Genomic DNA, 16,371 nt, shown 5'->3' on the forward strand with positions numbered 1-16,371 from the left:
GTGAGCAGGCGTTGGTCTTGGTTGAAGGCGGAGGCGAAGCTGGCGAGCAGGGTGCTTAAGTCCATGGGTTCAGGGCTCTATCTGGCGAAGGTTTGCGAGTAAGTGTTCAGGCGCCGTAGCGGCGGCATTGTGGCTTACGCGATAGCTGTTGATAGTTATTATTAAAAAGCGAGCTTATTCTATGTGTTTTTACGGCTTGGCACAAAGGCTTTGATGCCAAAGGAATTTGGTTTTAATTGAAATCATTTACGGGTTGTCGATGCGTATCCAATCATGAGTCGGTTCTATATAAGGTTTGCCGCGGATGGCGGCCGGGTGCGACAATTCACGTCTGAAAAGGCCGGCGTGTTGTTTTACAATGCCAGCCTTGTGCTTTTGACCCTGCTTGCGAGCAGGTTTTTTTATTGGGAGACGCCTGAGCCATGACTTGGCAGGATTTCAAGACGCAATACTTGGTGCGCTTCTGGGCGCCGGTCCCGGCGGTGATCGCCGCTGGGGTATTGTCCGCTTATTATTTCGGCATTACCGGCACTTTCTGGGCGGTGACCGGGGAGTTCACGCGTTGGGGCGGCCACGTCTTGCAGTTGTTTGGCTTTCATCCGGAAACCTGGGGTTATTTCAAGGTGATCCATCTTGAAGGCACGCCGCTGGACCGTGTGGACGGCATGATGATCATCGGCATGTTCGCCGGCTGTTTGTCCGCTGCCTTGTGGGCCAACAACGTCAAGCTGCGCATGCCGCATCATCGTATCCGCATCGCGCAGGCGGTGTTGGGCGGCCTGATCGCCGGTTTTGGCGCGCGCTTGGCCATGGGCTGCAATCTGGCGGCCTTCTTCACTGGCATTCCGCAGTTTTCCCTGCATGCCTGGTTGTTTGCGCTGGCCACGGCGGCGGGTTCCTGGTTTGGCGCGCGCGTGACCATGCTGCCGGTGTTCCGCATTCCGGTGAAGCTGCAGAAGGTGAACGCGCCGCAGCCCTTGCAGCAGCGCGAGGATCAGGCGCGGCGGCGCTTCCGCCTGGGCATGCTGATTTTCGTCGCCTTCACGCTGTGGGCGCTGGCCCGCACCTTCTCCATGCCCAAGCTGGGGCTGGCGGCCTTGTTCGGCCTGGCTTTCGGCTTGATCATCGAGCGCGCGCAGGTGTGCTTTACCTCGGCCTTCCGCGACCTGTGGCTGACCGGACGCACCCAGATGGCCAAGGCCATCATTGCCGGCATGGCGGTGAGCGTGATCGGCGTGTACAGCTATGTGCAGTTGGGCGTGCCGCCCAAGATCCTGTGGGCAGGCCCCAATGCGGTGATAGGCGGTGTGTTGTTCGGCTTCGGCATCGTTCTGGCCGGCGGCTGCGAAACCGGCTGGATGTATCGCGCGGTGGAGGGCCAGGTGCATTACTGGTGGGTGGGGCTGGGCAATATCGTCGGCGCCACCTTGCTGGCGGCGTGGTGGGACGATATCGCGCCGGCGGTGGCGACTGATTACGCCAAGGTGAACCTGCTGGCGGTGTTTGGCCCGCAAGGCGGCCTGGTGTTGACTTACGGAATGTTGGCGCTGGCGATGCTGGCGGTGATGTGGTGGGAAAAGCGCTTCTTCGCCAATAAGGCGCAGGCGGCTAGATTCAGCAAGGAGGCGGAATGAGCAAGCAGAGTTATACCCCGAATTACCGTTTGGACATGATGGGCGAGCCTTGCCCTTATCCGGCGGTGGCCACGCTGGAGGCGATGCCGCAGCTGCAGCCGGGAGAAATTCTGGAAGTGGTGACCGATTGCCCGCAGTCCATCAACAACATCCCGCTGGACGCCAAGAACCATGGCTACACCGTGCTGGAAATCCAGCAGGACGGCCCGACGATACGCTATCTGATCCAGCGTTGAGCTTGTGTAAATAGTGCCATTCCGCCGTGGAGGCGGAACCGGGCGGCCTGTCGTTCACTCACTTATTAAGTGTTTTGGCGGCAGGCCGTTGTCGTATGCGGCCGGCCTTGGTTTCCCTTCATTGAATAGAGGTGTTGCCATGTACTCATTCAGCCGCGGCGTCGCCGGCTTGGTCCTGTCCTGTATTCCCGTTGCGTCGGCGCTGGCCGGCACGGGTTCCGCCCATCTCAATTACCCCAACGTTTCCGCCGACATCCTGATGATGACGGTGAAGGTATTGAATACCCACCAGCACACGTATTACGAAACACTGGGCTGGAACGGCGGCCGCGATGCGGGCGGCTACACCGGCATTCAGAGCCACAACAACGGCGCGCCGGCCTATATCTTTTCGATTTGGGACCCGGTGTCGGTGCATGGCGTGCCCATTCGCGCGGTGTACGCCAAGCCCGGCGCCAAGGTGGAGCGCTTTGGCGGGGAGGGCGAGGGACTGAAGTATTTCGATCTGCAAACCAAGTGGACGCTTGGCCAGCCGGTGACGTCCTTGGTGCGCAACTGGCAGCAAAACGGCCACACTTACTTTGGCATGTGGACGCGGGACGCGGCCACGCGGGTTTGGACCCACCACGCCACTTTTGATTTCCCGGTGGCCAATGTCGATTTCGCGGCTCAGTCCGCCAACAGCTTCATCGAGAACTGGAGCGGTCAGGCCAAGGAGGTGACCCGCACCGCCGAGTACTACGATGTATGGGCGCGCGGCACGCAGGGCTGGCAGGCGATTAACCGAGCCACGCCCACCGTCACAGAATTGACGCCTGCGCAGGCCAAGCAGCATGCGGTGTCCGCGCTGGGGCGCTTCGTGATGCAGCAGGGCGCGCCGCTAGCAGGGTTTCAATCGCCGCTGATTTCCACTGCCCGGCGCCCTGCCGCGCCGGAAGCGGATCCTGCCAAGATCGATCAACTGAACGCCGCATACGACGCCGCCGCGCGCGTGGTGACGGTGAGTTGGCAAACCAGCCCTTATGGGGCGCCGCAGTTCAAATACCAGCTCAGCGTCGGAGACGCGGCCAGCGGCAAGACCTTGGCCCAAGGCGGCGAAATCTCCGGCGAGCGCCGCACGGCCAGCTTGAAGCTGCCGGCGGGAGCAACGACGCCGGCCAAGCTGCAGGTGAGCTTGACGCTGACCGACGTGTTGGACCGCAGCGACGCGCGCGCCGCCAAAGTCATAGACAGCAACGCCGTTGGGCCGCAGCTGGGCAAGTCTTACCGGTTGCAGTCCTTGAGCAGCGGCTTGTGGCTGACGGTCAAGGACAATAGCGCGGCCTCCGGAGCGGCGGTTGTCCAGCAAACGGCGACTGGGCAGAACCAGGTATGGCAGTTGGCTGCCAGCGGGGACGGCTATCAATTGACGGCCGCGCATTCCCGGCAATGCCTGGACGTGGAAGGCGGCTCCAAGCAGGACGGGGGCAAGTTGATTCAGTGGCCGTGCAGCGGTCTGGCCAATCAGCGTTTTAGCCTGAAGGCGGACGGCGCGGGAAGTTATAGCCTGGTGGGCGCGCAGGCCGGCAAATGCGTGGATGTCGCCAACAGCTCGGTCCAGGCCGGCCAGCAGCTGATTCAATGGGCCTGTCACGGCGGCGCGAATCAGCGCTGGCGCTTGCTGGCTGCGGAGTGAGCGAATACCCCCGCGCTCAAGAGCCAGGGGCGCGGGGGACCGGCTGAGAGCCTGTTTCTGCTGCGGGCACGGTGAGTACCGCTTCGAAATGCTCATGTACCACGAGTACATTCCACTTTCTCAGCGGTTTTCGCCTTGTCTCGCTCAGGCTCGCGAGATCGTAGACTCGTTCTTAGCGCTCGCAGCGCGAGAGGAAGGCGCAGGTAGCGGCCCTGCCGGCTAGGTAGAGCCGCTGATAGTTGTCGTCGTTGGGGCTGATGTTGAATTCAGTGGCGTCGATGCAGCCGGTGTCTATGCTGATGCTGCGCTTCTGATCCAGCGGCGAGTGCTGATAATTCAGGTTTTGCGCCTGCCAGGCGCTTTGGGTGATGTCCTTGATGTGCTGGAGGAGATTGTTGTCCTTGTTGCGGGGCGGCTTGCTTGCTTGCGAATCGAAACGGGCGCCGAAGGTGGCCTCCGGCGGATGTTTGTCGTCGAAGAAGTTGATCGGGTAGTTCCAGATGGTGCCGCCATCCACGAACACGTCGGCTTTCTCTTCCGGGGGGTAGATGAAGTTCTGCGCCTCGAAGAAGAAGGGGATGGACATGGAAATGCGCACCGCCTCGGCCACTTCCACCTCCGGGGTTAGTTCGGTGGAGAACACCTTGGCCTGGTGAGTGTTGGCGTCGCAGCCGATCACATGGAGCTGGCGGAAGGCTTGTTCGTTCTTGTGCAGTGCGGGGTTGGCGAAGTCGGCGAAGGTGTATTTCTTGCCCGGCCGTCCGTCCTTGAACTGGCTGGCGACGACGCCTTGCAGCCAGCCGTAGAAATATTCGCTGGAGTACCAGCCCTTCTTGTTGATCAGCCGAAGCAGGCAGATGAAGTCTTCAGGTGTGATGCCCGGCGCATGGGTCTGGAAGGCGTGGTAGGCGGCGTCCAGTTGCACCGAGCGCGGCTCGGTGGTCTTTTGCGGGACTTTGCGGTAGTCCAGGGTGTCAGCCAGCTCCTTGGTTTTGGCCGCGCTGAGCTGAAAGCTGATCAGCATGGAGGAAATGGCGCCGGCGGAGGCGCCGACCACGCGCTGGATTTGGCCCAGCGCGCCGGCCTTCTCCAGTTCCTCCAACATGCCCAGATAGGCGATGCCCCAGACGCCGCCGCCGGACAGGGCCAGGTTTTCGAATGGATACTTCATGTGTTGCTCCTTGTCGTTGAGGTAAAAACGATCTGCCGTTTATGTTTATGGCATGGAGCAATGTTTGCTGCTATTTTTTGGCGGCAGAGCCCATTTTACCGGCCTTCTGGCCAGGGGTAATCACGGCGCCGCGCACTTCAAAGCGAATTTTCTCCACCACTAGACCTTTGGCGTCACGTAGTTCCAGCGCGTGGCGGCCGGGCCAGGGGAACCAGGGCAGGCTGGCGCCGGCACCCAGGCGTTTGCCGTTCAGCCACCATTGCGGGCGGGCCACGCCGCGCGCGCGCAGCAGCAGGCGCTGGTTGGCCGGCGGGATGTCCGGGTCCAACGCGTAGACGCTGCCGTCCACTGGCGCGGCGATGCCCGGCGTCTGGCTGGCGGCGCCGCCGCGCTCAGGCACGATCAGCGCGCGCTCGGTACCGGCCAGGAACCATTCGCGACGGCTGGCCTCGACATCGCCCTCGTAGCGCACGTTCTGCCTCACCACGCCGGGCGGCGGAGTCGGCGGCAGGGAGGCCGGCGCGCCCTGTTGGGCACGGTCCAGCACCGCCTGCCACACCGGCGCCGCGCCGTGCATGCCGGACACGTCCCACATCGGCTCGCCGGCGGCGTTGCCCACCCACACCGCCACGGTGCGCTGGCGGGAAAAGCCCACCGCCCAGTTGTCGCGCATGTCCTTGCTGGTGCCGGTCTTGACCGCGCTCCAGTAGCGGGTGGATAGCGCGCTTTCCAGGCCGAAGGTGCGCGCGCGGGCGGTGCGGTCGGACAGGATGTCGGCGATGATGAAGCTGCTGGCGGCGTTCAGCAGACGCTGCGGCTTGGGTTTGGGGTCCGCCAGCGTCCAGCGGGTCGGGCTGGCCAGGCCCTGGTTGGCCAGGGTGCGGTAGGCGTTGGCCAGTTCCAGCAGGCGGATGTCGGCGGCGCCCAGCGCCAGGCTGTAGCCGTAGTAATCACCGTCCTGTTGCAGGCTGCTCAGGCCCAGCCGGTACAGGCGGTCGCGCAGCGCGTTGGGGCCCACCATTTCGATGGCGCGCACCGCCGGCACATTGAGGGAGGAGGCCAGCGCGGTGCGCGCCGACACCAGACCCTTGAAATCCTTGGCGTAGTTTTGCGGCGCGTAAAGGCCGGAACCGGTTTGCAGGTCCAGCGGGCTGTCGCCCAGCAAGGAGGCGGCGCTCAGGTAATGGCGTTCCAGCGCCAGTTGATAGAGGAAGGGCTTGAGCGTGGAGCCGGCCTGGCGCAGCGAGGTGACGCCATCCACTTCCGCCGCGCTGGACAGGCCGCGGCCGCTGGAGCCCACCCAGGCCAAGATGTCGCCGCTGGCGTTGTCCAGCACTACCAGCGCGCCGTCCTGCACATTGCGCTGCGCCAGCGCGGCCAGGTGCCGGCGCAGCACCGACGCCGCGTAGCGTTGCAGGCCCAGGTCCAGTGTGGAACCGATGCGGCTGCCGGCCGCCAGCGGCTGACGCTGCAGCAGTTTTTGGGCGAAGTGGGGCGCGTCCTGCTCGGCCAGCGGATTGGCGGCGCGGCTTTGCGCCAGCGCTTGGCGCGCACGCACCGCCAGCGCCGCGCAGTTGGGCTGGCGGCGCATGTCTTGCAGGATGCGGCAGGCGCGGGTGGCCACTTTGTCCGGCGCGGCGTTGGGCGCGCGGATTAGCGCCACCGCGATGGCGGATTCTTCCAGGTTGAGGCCGGCCGGCATCTTGCCGAACAAGGTGGCGGACAGCGCGGACAAACCCACCAGTTCGCCGCGGAAGCCCACCAGATTGAGGTAGGCCTCCAGGATCTGAGCCTTGCTCCAATGGGTTTCCAGCCAAGCGGCGGACCAGCCCTGGCCCATCTTCTGCCACAGGCTGCGGCCGTTGCGGCCCACCTTGAGATCACTATCCAGTAGACCGGCCAGTTGCATGGTCAGCGTGGAGGCGCCGCGGGTGCGAGTGTTCCACAAATTGCCCCAGGCCGCGGCGGCCACGCCGGACCAGTCTACGCCGCTGTGCTGGTAGAAACGCCGGTCTTCCGACACCACCAGCGCGTGGCGGAAAGCCGGCGAGGTGTCCGCCAGACCCACCCAGTCCAGCCGCCGGCCTTGTTTGTCCACTCGCAGCCGCTGCATGGGTTGGCCGTTGCGGTCCAGTACCACAACGTCCGACGGACGCCACTCCGCTTTAACCTGCTGAAAACTGGGCTGAGCCAGCGCCGGCGCGGCGGCGGCGCTGAAAGCCAGAGCCGCCAGCCAAGTCCATTTCTTTAAAGCCGTGAGCTTAAAAAGGTAGGCATAGCGCGGATGTTTAGAGAGCAGTAGGCCATGAGGGGGGCGGCGCATCATGTACGAAACCGTATTTGTTGCTGAGTGAATGGCATGAAAGTGGGCTATGTGTCGCATGCGAATTGCATGGTGCAATTTTAATTGAGATATTTTTCAGTCAAATATTGTTAATTACAACAAAATATTTTGATGGATATTTGCTATAGGTATTTGCACTAGGTTCTATTTTCTTGATCCTGTTGTATCAATAAATGGCCTTGAGGTGAAGCTGTTTCGCCTGATTAAGATGGTTCACATGCGGAGGAAGAAATGAGCAATATTATCAACATTGAAATGGTGTTCGATACGCAAACCATTCTCAAAAAATACCCTAATCCAAGCCAAAGTTCTGGCCAGCCAACCGGCATCGCCCATCTGGATGTTTACATGGTAGCGGAGAGCCGCTTTGTCACAGGTGGACAAGCTTCAGCTGATTTGGCGGTGAAGGCTGAAGTCGACGATGTGATCAGGTGGCGTGCATTGTCTTTGTCTTCAAACGTCAGCCAAAGCGTTATCGTTTACAAAATTCAAAAATTCTCTGGCAGTCAGGTTACCAGTATTCCGGTTCCGACCGAGTCCAGACCTTGGGTGCCAATTCCCAATCAGAATGCCGACAAAGTGGTGGACCCGCTTAATTATACGGCGCAACAAATTCCAAACTATTATCTTGGGTGCAACGTAACTGATACGGGCACTGAAAACTATCAGGTTTGGTTCTATATCACCGAGCAAGTAAGTGGCAATCAAGTTAAGACTCTTGGTTATTTCTATTGGGATCCTGTTATTCAGGTTTCTTGAAATAGCAGAATTTCTTTAACGCGAAGTGCCGGCAGGCTGTTCAGTTTGCCGGCACTTTTACCTATTGTAAGGATGAATCATGAATCCTGTTATCGACTTGACCCTGGCGTTGCAACCGGGCGTGCCGCTAAACGTCTTGGGTCTGCAGGAACATTCGCCCGTGGCAGCCGATGAAGGCATGGTACGGGTTTTTTCCAGCCATACCCTCGTTGAAGAGCGTTTTCAGGATGGCTTGCTCCTATTGTCTCTGCCCGAAGCTAGGGTGGGAAATACGATACGCTGGTATGGCGTGAGCGCATCCCCAAGCCAGGGGATGGGCATCATCCCCTATGCCATTGATCATATCGGAGGGCAGGCCGCTACCTCAATCACTGCCCCATGCCTCTGCAAAAGAGGGCAGTTGCGACCCGAGCAGGATGCCTCCACTTCCGAAATCAATATGGCAAGGCTCTATGCTGACAAAGTGCCGTCTTTTTACTGGAGTCATGATGTGACGGATTCTGGTCGAGAAGATTTCCGCATCACGCTCCACCTCTACGGCCGTCCCAAGTCTGATGGCTCCCATGAGGAAAGGCTAGGGACTCGCGTGCTCAGCGTGTCCATCGTCATTCCATAAGCGGCTGTTGTCGGCGCGGGCATTAAGAAATTGCGCACTGCGCACTTGCTGCCCCCTCTTTAATTTTGGCCACAGAGGGGGCGCTGACTTAATTTTCCCCTTTCCCTACATGGAATACGCTATTTGGCAACATGCCAAACACGTCTGGCGCGTACAGCGCTTCCACCCGCGTCGGCGGCAGCTTGAAGGCGCCGGGGTTGTTCAGACGCATGGTGTAGCTGGTTTTAAGACTGCCGCGCGGCACGTAGCCGTAGTAGGCGCGGTAGCCGGAGAAGCGGCGCTCCACATAGTCGGCGGGGTCGCCGTCCTTGTCCGCCTTGGCGTTGATCGCCGAATCCCGGCCCAGGCCGGAACCCAGGATGGTGGCGCCGGCTGGGATCGGGTCGTTGACCACCACCCAGGTCATATCGCTTTGCGCCTGGATCTCCAGCGTGATCTTGACCACATCGCCGGGTTGGTACTGACCGTTGGTTTTCTGGCTGACCGGGCTTAGCGTTTTCTTGATGCTGTAGCCGGCGTAGCGCGGAGCCTTGAGCGCAATGGCGGCCTCGGCCTGGACCGTGGCCCATGGCGCGCCGCCGCCGGCGTGTTTGAGCTGCAGGCTGCCGCCGGCAGCAGGCCAGGGCAGCAGGCCCAGCGCCTTGACGCCGTCCTGCGGCCAAGCCAGGTTCAGCTTGGCGCTGCCCAGCGCGGCGCTGGTCTGGCCGCTGACCGGCGTGGTTTCGAACTGACGCGAGAATTGCGCGACAGCCAGGCTGCCCCATAGATTAGAGGTGGTGGTGCCCCAATGGCCTTTTTGCTGTCGGCCGAGCAGGCCGGTGAGCAGGCGGGGCATGTCCGCCTGCCAGCCAGGCAGCTTGCGCACAGCCAGCAGCAGCTTGGCGGCGTTGACGTCGGCGTTGCCCATCAGCCACCAGGCGTTGTCGCTGGCCTCGGTGCTGAAGCCCATGCGGGTGCCCTGGTAGGTGAGCCTTGCGCGCAGCAGGTTTTCTGCCTCGCTCAGCCGCGCGGCGCGCTGCGGGATGTCGACGGCGCGGTTAAGCAGCGCCAGCCAGTCCACTAACATGGCGGTACTCATTTTCTGCGGGTTGAGGTCCAGCACGTCCAGCATGGCCGGACGGAAGCGGCCGTAACGCGCCAGCGCATCCATCGCGTTCAGACGGCGGACGTCGGCGTCCTGGCGGCCCAGCGGCAGATCGCGTTTGAGCCGGCCTTCGACGAAGGCGGAAAGGCCGTCCAGCAGCCGCGCGCGCTGGGCTTCGGGGATGGAAACGCCGGCTTCGTGGGCGGCGGCCAGCAGATAGCTGCTGAGGATATCGCTGCCGCGGTCCGGCGCGCCTTCGGCCAGCGGGAAGTAGGCGGCCAGGCCGCTGCCGTCCAGGTATAGCGGCAGCTCGCTCATCAATTGATCCCAACGCTTGGCGTCGGCCAGGCCCAGCGCCACCGAGCTGCGCTGTTCCAGGCAGACATAGGGGTAGTCCTGGAACCAGCGGCGCACGCCGGGTAGTTCATTGCCCAGCTTGGCCTGCAGGCTGACGCGGATGCCGCCGCGGCCGGGCAGGGCGCCCGGCGGCAAGGCGACGGGGATGCCGAGCTCCGGCGCCACGCGCTGCAGCGTGGCTTGCTCCACGGTGATGGGCACCGCCGGTTCGATTTCCTGGCGCACAGCCAGCTTGTCGGCGGCCTTGCCGTCCACTTGCTGAGCGCTGAAGCTCCATTTCAGTTCCTTGACGTCGTTGGGCACTGTCACCGGCCAGCTCAATAGCCGCGCCTCGCCCACCGGCAGGCTGACTTCCTGCGGCGGCAGCGCCGGCAGGCCGGGCGCGCCGGCCTGAACCTTGACCTTGAGCGGCTTGTCGCCGCCGTTGCGCACGGTGACGCCGGCGCTGAACTGGTCGCCTTCGCGCGCCAGCGGCGGGATGCCGGAGCTTAGTTGCAGGTCCTGGGTGACGTTGAAACCGGCTTCGCCGGTGCCGAACAGGTCATTGCCCACATCGGCCACCGCCATCAGGCGGAAGCGGGTCAGCGAGTCGTTGATCGGCACTTTGACGCGGGCGCTGCCATTGGCGTCCAGCACCACGCGCGGCTGCCACAGCAGCAGGGTGTCCAGCAGCTCGCGGGTGGGCGCCTTGCCGCCGCCGCCGCCCGGCGGCAGCGACTTGCGGCCGTAATGCCGCTTGCCCACCACTTCCAGCTGGGCGGTGGCGGTTTCCACGCCGTAGCTGTGGCGCTGGTACATGGCCTGCATTAGTTCCCAGCTGCGGTTGGGCTGCAGTTCCAGCAGCGCTTCATCCACCGCGGCGAAGGCCACTTCGGTGCCGGCCGGCGCCGGCTTGCCGTCGGGCAGCTTGACCTGAATGGCCACTTCGGCCGTTTCGCGGATGCCGTAGCTCTTGCGCGCCGGGCTCACGGTCACGTCCAGCCGTTTGGCGGCGTCCCCCACCTGGATTTCGGCAATGCCGTATTTGAAGGCCGGCCGCGACAGGTCCACCATGCTGGTGGGCGGGGTGTAGTCGCCGCCTTCGTTCCAATAGGCGTCCCACCACTCGCCCGGCGTTTTCCAGCCCCAGGTGAAGAAGGAGTACCAAGGCACTTCGCGCACGCGACCGCGTACCGCCAGCACCGAAACGTAGACGTTGGGCGTCCAGCCCGGTTCTATCTTGAGTTCGATCACCGGGTTCTTGCCTTCCAACTCCACCACACGGGTTTCGATCACGCCTTCGCGTTCAATCGCCAGCCAGGCGGTGGCTTTGCGGAAGGGCATGCGCACCTGGAAACGGGCGGTTTCGCCGGGGGCGTAGCTGATTTTTTCCGGCAGGATGTCGATGCGGTCGTTGTTGTCCACGTCGAACCACAGCTCGTCGTGCTTGCTGACCCAGACGGATTGCGAGCTTTGCGCCAGGTTGCCGTTGTCGTCGGCGGCTTCGGCGATCAGCTCCATGTCGCCGGCGTCCTTGAGATTGACTTCACAGAACATCAGGCCGCGGCCGTCCGTGCTGCCGCTGCACACCTTGCCCTTGTCGTCGGTCTCTTCGTTGTGATCCCAGGCGTAGAAGCCGCCCACCAGCCGCTTGCGGCTGGACAGGTAGCGGTGTTCGCGCAGGCTGATTTTGACATTCTTGCCGGCCAGCGGCTTGCCGGCGGTGTCCAGCACCACGGCCTTGAGCTGCAAGGCGCGGCCGGCGGTGATCCAACTGTCCACGCTGATGCCCACTTGCAGGCCGGCCGGCCACAGGGGAATGCGGCGGGTCAAGGTTTGCACTTCGCCGTTGGGGTCGCGGTAGGCGGCCTCGGTGACCAGGTCATAGCGGCGGTCCAGCTTGGGCAGCTTGTCCAGCGTGGTCTTGCCGTTGCCGTTGGCGTCCAGTTGCAGCGCGGCCTTGTCCAGCAGCACTTTGCCGTCCAGCGAGGATTCGGCTTGGTCGCGTTGGCGCTGCGGCGGCGAGAAGCTGTAATCCTCATAGCCCTTGATGCGCTGGTAGGCGTCGGCCAGCATGGCGCTGACTTCCACCGGCCAGCCCTTGGCCGGGCCGCCGTTGCCCCAGGACAGGGATACGTTGAGCGGCAACTGCTTGGGCGCGATGCCGGCGTTCTTCACCGTGGACACGCGGCCAGTCATGGTGGGCAGGCGGAATTCCTCCACTCGGAAGTTGCCGCTGCGCAGCGAGTAGCCGTCCAGCTCCGGGCTGGAGGGTTTGTCCTTGTCGTCCGGGCCGCGCGCGCCTTTGCGTTCCAGATACAGCGTGTATTCGCCCAGCTTGGCTTCCTTGGGCAGGGCGTAGCTGCTTTCCGCGTAGCGGCTGTTGCGCCAGCTTAGCGGCAGGCTGATTTCGTCGCCGCTGCCGTCGTGGACGATGCGCAGTTGCTGCGGCAGCTGGCCGGGCTTGAGCTGGGCCAGGCCGCGGCTGACCTGAGTGCGCAGCAGATGCTTCATCGACACGGTTTCACCGGCGCGGAACAGCGCTCGATCCAGGATGGTGTGGGCCAGGATGTTGGGGCTGTCGCTCCACTGGGTGGGGAAGGGGAAGCGCCAGGATTCGATGCCGCGGTTCCAGCTGGAACGGACGAAGGACACGTCGTCGTTGCCGTTGGCGTCCTTGGCGGCGGCGGTGATGAACAAGCCGGACAGCTCCTCGTTGTCGCAGCTGCCGGCCGGCAGCACGGATTTGACCGTGGCCACGCCCTTGGCGTCGGTTTTGCCGGACCACAGCGCGTTGCCCTTGCAATCGTAGATGTTGACGCGGGCGGCCGGCACCGGCTTGCCCTTGTCCAACGTGGTCACCCACACCGCGGCGTTTTCCTTGGAGCTTTTGAAGTGCACCGCCATATTGGTGACCAGCGCGGCGGTGCGCACATACATGGGCTTGGAGCTGGCCAGCAGCGATTTGCCCAGCAGCCGCGAGGATACTTCCACCACGTAGAGGCCGGGCTTGGGCAGGGGGATGCCCACCACTTCAAATGGCCATTTCCCCTGTTTGTCCGGCTGGCTGGGCAGCTTCAGCGGCTGAGCGGCCTTTTCCTTGGCCAGCAGGGACAGGCGCCGGCTTTCTATGGTCTTGTCCTTGCCTGCGGGCAGATAGCTTTCGTGATAGCGCAATACCTTGGCCAGCCAGGTCATCATGTCCTGGTCCTTGTTCAGCCGCAGCGCCTGGCCGCCTAATTGCACCGATTTGATGTTGAGGTCGCCCTCTACCCCGCGCAGGGTGATGGGCAGCGCCGCGTCCGCGCCGGACTCTATGATGCCAAAGGGCGCGGCGGCGAATTTGGCCAAGGGCGGGTAGTCGGCCAGCTTGATGGTCAGCGGGAAGCGCTCCGCGTTGACCAGCGGCCGGCCCACCTCGTCGCTAAAGTCCTTGGGCAGCTTCAGGGTCAGCGTTTCCAAGGGCGGGAACGGCGGCGCAAAGCTGATGCTGTCCACCGGCTCGCCCTTGCTGCGCGCCTCCGCCTGCGGCGGGCGCTCGGCGCCGGCGCCGCTCAGGCGCACCGCCATCGCCAGTTTTTCCGGCACCGGCGAGCTGAAGTTGAGGGTAATGGGCTTGAACGGAATGCATGCGCCTTTAGCGTTCTCGCGCAGGCAGCTCATGCTGGCGGTGAACGGCGGCCGCACCTGGTAATTGAGCCGGTCCGGCGTGACCGCGCCGCGCTGGTGCACCAGCGTGAGCTTGCTGTCCGGCGCCAGCCGCTGGCCGCAGCGCAACGTCAGCACCTTGGCGGATTGTTGTTCCAGTTTCAGATGCTTGAGCAGCGCCGCGCGCTCCCCGGCCGGCAAGGGCTGGACCGGGATGCGTTCCGGCAGGCTGGAAGATTGGCAATACAAGGAGGAAGCCGGCACGCCGGCGCCGTTGAATTGCAGTACGAAGGCCTGGTCTTCCTCGATGCGGCCACTGTGCGGCCAGCGTTCCACCACCACTGGCGCGCCGGTGTAGAAGCGGAAACTCAGGCCAGCGCCCAGCGCGTTGCCTTGCAAGTCCTTGAGGCCGGGTTTGGGCGTGAAGCGGCAGTCGGTATTGGCGGCCGGGGTTTCGGATACGTCCAGCACCCAGGTCTTGTCGTCCACCCAATGCCCCTTGGCTTTCAGGCCGCAGCTCCAGGCGAACGGCGCCGGCGCGGCGCTATTGCCCAGTGGAATCATGCTGCTGTTGAAGGTGGCGCGCACCTGCTGCACTTCTTTGACTTCGCCCTGTGGGCTGAAGGTGGTGACGCCGGCGGCAAGAGCGGCGGCGCAGGCGAAACTCAAAAGAGCGGGGGCAAGGCGGAATGGCAAAGACATGGGCGAAGCTCCGGAAAATACCATGGCGATTATACGCGGCTGGCCTGCGCTTGAGCGTGGAAGAGCTGCAATCTTTGTTTGTTGTTTTGGAAGGAGTATTAAAAGCCAAACACAAACGAGTGGTTTTTACCATTTCACTGCGATTTTCTGAGTGAAACGCAGATGATTGTCATTTTGAAAAAGGGTTTTATGGGCTTCTACGCCGGGCGCCGTGTGATGGATCACAGCGCGCTGTACAACCTAAACAGACTGGCGGGGCGTCAAGAATTCTGACGGGTTGAGGGCGCATTGAAAAAAGCGTGCTTGTCTCGCTATAAGCTCTATTTAACTATTGCTGATTTTGATGGGTTTTATTTTAATCTCATGATTTTTCTTGTTATTTTTGGGAAAAATCCTACACAACAAACCCAGGTAGTCATGCTACGGTCCGGACTTCATGTCAATGCGCTGAAACCCAGCAGACAGATAGTGAAATCTGGATATGTCATCAATACACTGGCCTGTCGCCCTGGTCTGTATCTTAGCCGGCGTCCATAGCTCTTGGGCTTGGTCCAATACCCACCCCTCCCCGGATCAGGCGCTGATCCTGCAACAGGAGCGCGAGCGTGCCTTGCAAGAGCAGGTACTGCCGGCGGCGCCTGATGTACGTCTGCCGCGGCAGGCCGACGTTTTAGCGGACTATCCGGCCAGCGAGGCCCCGTGTTTCGCCATTCACGAACTGCGTATGGTTGGCGAACTGGCCGAGCGCTTCAGATGGGCCTTGGCCGCCGCCGACGCCGTCGGCCGCTGCCTGGGCGCTCAAGGGGTGAACCTGGCGATGAAGCGGGTGCAAAACGCCTTGATCGCCCAGGGTTATGTGACTACCCGGGTACTGGTCACGCCGCAGGACTTGAAGCCGGGGGTGCTGACGCTGACGTTGATTCCCGGACGCATCCAGTCCATCCGCTTTGCTGAACCGGCGTCGTGGCGCGCGCGCTGGTCAAACGCGCTGCCGGCGCGGCCGGGGGATATGCTCAATCTGCGCGATATCGAACAAGCGCTGGAAAACTTCAAGCGGGTGCCGACGGCGGATGCCGATATCCAGATCGAACCGGCGGGCGCCGATGGTAAAAGCGACCTAGTGATTGCCTGGAAAGAGACCTTGCCCATCCGCCTATCCTTGAGCCTGGACGACGGCGGCAGCGACGCCACCGGCCGCTACCAAGGCAGCGCCACGCTGTCGCTGGACAATCTGCTCACCGTCAATGACCTGTTCTATTACAGCCAGGGCAAGGACTTGTTCCAGCATGATCCGTTGGGTTCTAAAAGCCGTTCGCTGCATTACTCGCTGCCCTTGGGTTACTGGCAACTGGGCCTGACTCTCAATGATTACCGCTACCACCAGACCATAGCCGGCGCCAACGAGAAATATCTGTATCGCGGCGATAGCGAGAACAGCCAACTGAACTTGTCGCGGGTGGTGTTCCGCAGCCAGGCGCACAAAACCACGCTCAGCCTGCGCGCCTACCAGCGCAAATCGCGCAACTTCGTCGAAGACACGGAAATCCGCCTGCAGCACCGGCAGACCGCTGGTTGGGAGCTGGGGCTGAACCAGCGTTCTTATCTGGGCGACGCCACACTGGACGCCGGCCTTAACTGGCGGCGCGGCACCGCCATGCTGGGCGCCTTGCCCGCGCCGGAGGAGGAAACGGGCGGCGGCGGCTCTCGTCCCAGTGTCGTGACTGCGGACCTGAGTTACAACCAGCCGCTGCAAATCGGCGCGCAAAAGTTGCGGATCAACAGTCAATGGCGCGGCCAGTGGAGCAAGGGCGCGCTGGTGCCGCAGGACCGCTTCGTCATTGGCGGTCGCTACACCGTGCGCGGCTTCGACGGCGATCTGAGCCTGTCCAGCGAGCGCGGCTGGCTGTGGCGCAACGAGTTGTCCTGGGCAATGGGCCCCAGCGGCCAGGAATTGTATCTGGGGCTGGATCTGGGCCGCGTCAGCGGCGCAGCCAGCGCTCTGCTGATAGGCCGTCAGCTGGCGGGCGGCGCAGTCGGCATGCGCGGCAGTTTGTTCAAGCGACTGTCCTACGACATGTTCACCGCTTGGCCTATTCAGAAACCCGCCGGCTTCCAAACCGGCGCCGCGTCAGGATTCAGCTTGAATATTCAATTCTGAATATCTTA

Annotated in this window: 9 protein-coding genes; 6 read left to right on the forward strand and 3 right to left on the reverse strand. The window is 62.6% G+C overall.

Annotated elements, in window-relative coordinates:
* The first annotated feature begins 422 nt into the window (after positions 1 to 422).
* The 3 genes from yedE to ACUXV1_RS15020 all read left to right on the forward strand — a co-directional run bounded on the left by yedE (position 423) and on the right by ACUXV1_RS15020 (position 3,545).
* The gene (gene yedE, locus ACUXV1_RS15010) at positions 423 to 1,634 is read left to right on the forward strand and encodes a selenium metabolism membrane protein YedE/FdhT (protein ID WP_446015996.1); all 1,212 of its coding nucleotides are present in this window, start codon (positions 423 to 425) and stop codon (positions 1,632 to 1,634) included.
* Entirely contained in the window at positions 1,631 to 1,870 is a 240-nt protein-coding gene (gene yedF / locus ACUXV1_RS15015; protein ID WP_019100738.1) for a sulfurtransferase-like selenium metabolism protein YedF, read from the forward strand. The genes yedE and yedF overlap by 4 nt, the downstream gene beginning before the upstream one ends.
* A gap of 139 nt (positions 1,871 to 2,009) precedes the next feature.
* Entirely contained in the window at positions 2,010 to 3,545 is a 1,536-nt protein-coding gene (locus ACUXV1_RS15020) for a DUF3472 domain-containing protein (protein WP_446015995.1), read from the forward strand.
* 172 nt (positions 3,546 to 3,717) lie between these two features.
* Here ACUXV1_RS15020 and ACUXV1_RS15025 read toward each other — a convergent pair whose 3' ends face one another.
* Both ACUXV1_RS15025 and pbpC read right to left on the reverse strand, forming a co-directional pair.
* Positions 3,718 to 4,716 carry a patatin-like phospholipase family protein gene (locus tag ACUXV1_RS15025; protein WP_446015994.1) on the reverse strand — a complete coding sequence of 333 codons (999 nt, stop codon included), beginning with the start codon at positions 4,714 to 4,716 and terminating at the stop codon, positions 3,718 to 3,720.
* Between the two features lie 70 nt (positions 4,717 to 4,786).
* Positions 4,787 to 7,042 carry a penicillin-binding protein 1C gene (gene pbpC / locus ACUXV1_RS15030; protein WP_446015993.1) on the reverse strand — a complete coding sequence of 752 codons (2,256 nt, stop codon included), beginning with the start codon at positions 7,040 to 7,042 and terminating at the stop codon, positions 4,787 to 4,789.
* Between the two features lie 249 nt (positions 7,043 to 7,291).
* Here pbpC and ACUXV1_RS15035 point away from each other — a divergent pair, with 249 nt between their 5' ends.
* Together ACUXV1_RS15035 and ACUXV1_RS15040 are read left to right on the forward strand one after the other, a co-directional pair.
* The gene (locus tag ACUXV1_RS15035; RefSeq protein ID WP_043641426.1) at positions 7,292 to 7,819 is read left to right on the forward strand and encodes an inclusion body family protein; all 528 of its coding nucleotides are present in this window, start codon (positions 7,292 to 7,294) and stop codon (positions 7,817 to 7,819) included.
* A 79-nt stretch (positions 7,820 to 7,898) separates the two neighbouring features.
* Positions 7,899 to 8,435: a hypothetical protein gene (locus ACUXV1_RS15040; protein ID WP_446015991.1), complete on the forward strand. Its 537-nt coding sequence runs from the start codon at positions 7,899 to 7,901 to the stop codon at positions 8,433 to 8,435.
* Between the two features lie 88 nt (positions 8,436 to 8,523).
* Here ACUXV1_RS15040 and ACUXV1_RS15045 read toward each other — a convergent pair whose 3' ends face one another.
* Complete coding sequence (locus tag ACUXV1_RS15045) at positions 8,524 to 14,205, reverse strand: alpha-2-macroglobulin family protein (protein WP_446015990.1); 5,682 nt, start codon at positions 14,203 to 14,205, stop codon at positions 8,524 to 8,526.
* Between the two features lie 481 nt (positions 14,206 to 14,686).
* On the opposite strand from ACUXV1_RS15045, the gene ACUXV1_RS15050 reads away from it, so the two are divergent.
* Positions 14,687 to 16,363, forward strand: a complete 1,677-nt coding sequence (locus ACUXV1_RS15050) for a ShlB/FhaC/HecB family hemolysin secretion/activation protein (RefSeq protein WP_446015989.1) — start codon at positions 14,687 to 14,689, stop codon at positions 16,361 to 16,363.
* Positions 16,364 to 16,371 lie beyond the last annotated feature (8 nt).

Source organism: Chromobacterium sp. W521 (assembly GCF_052805975.1).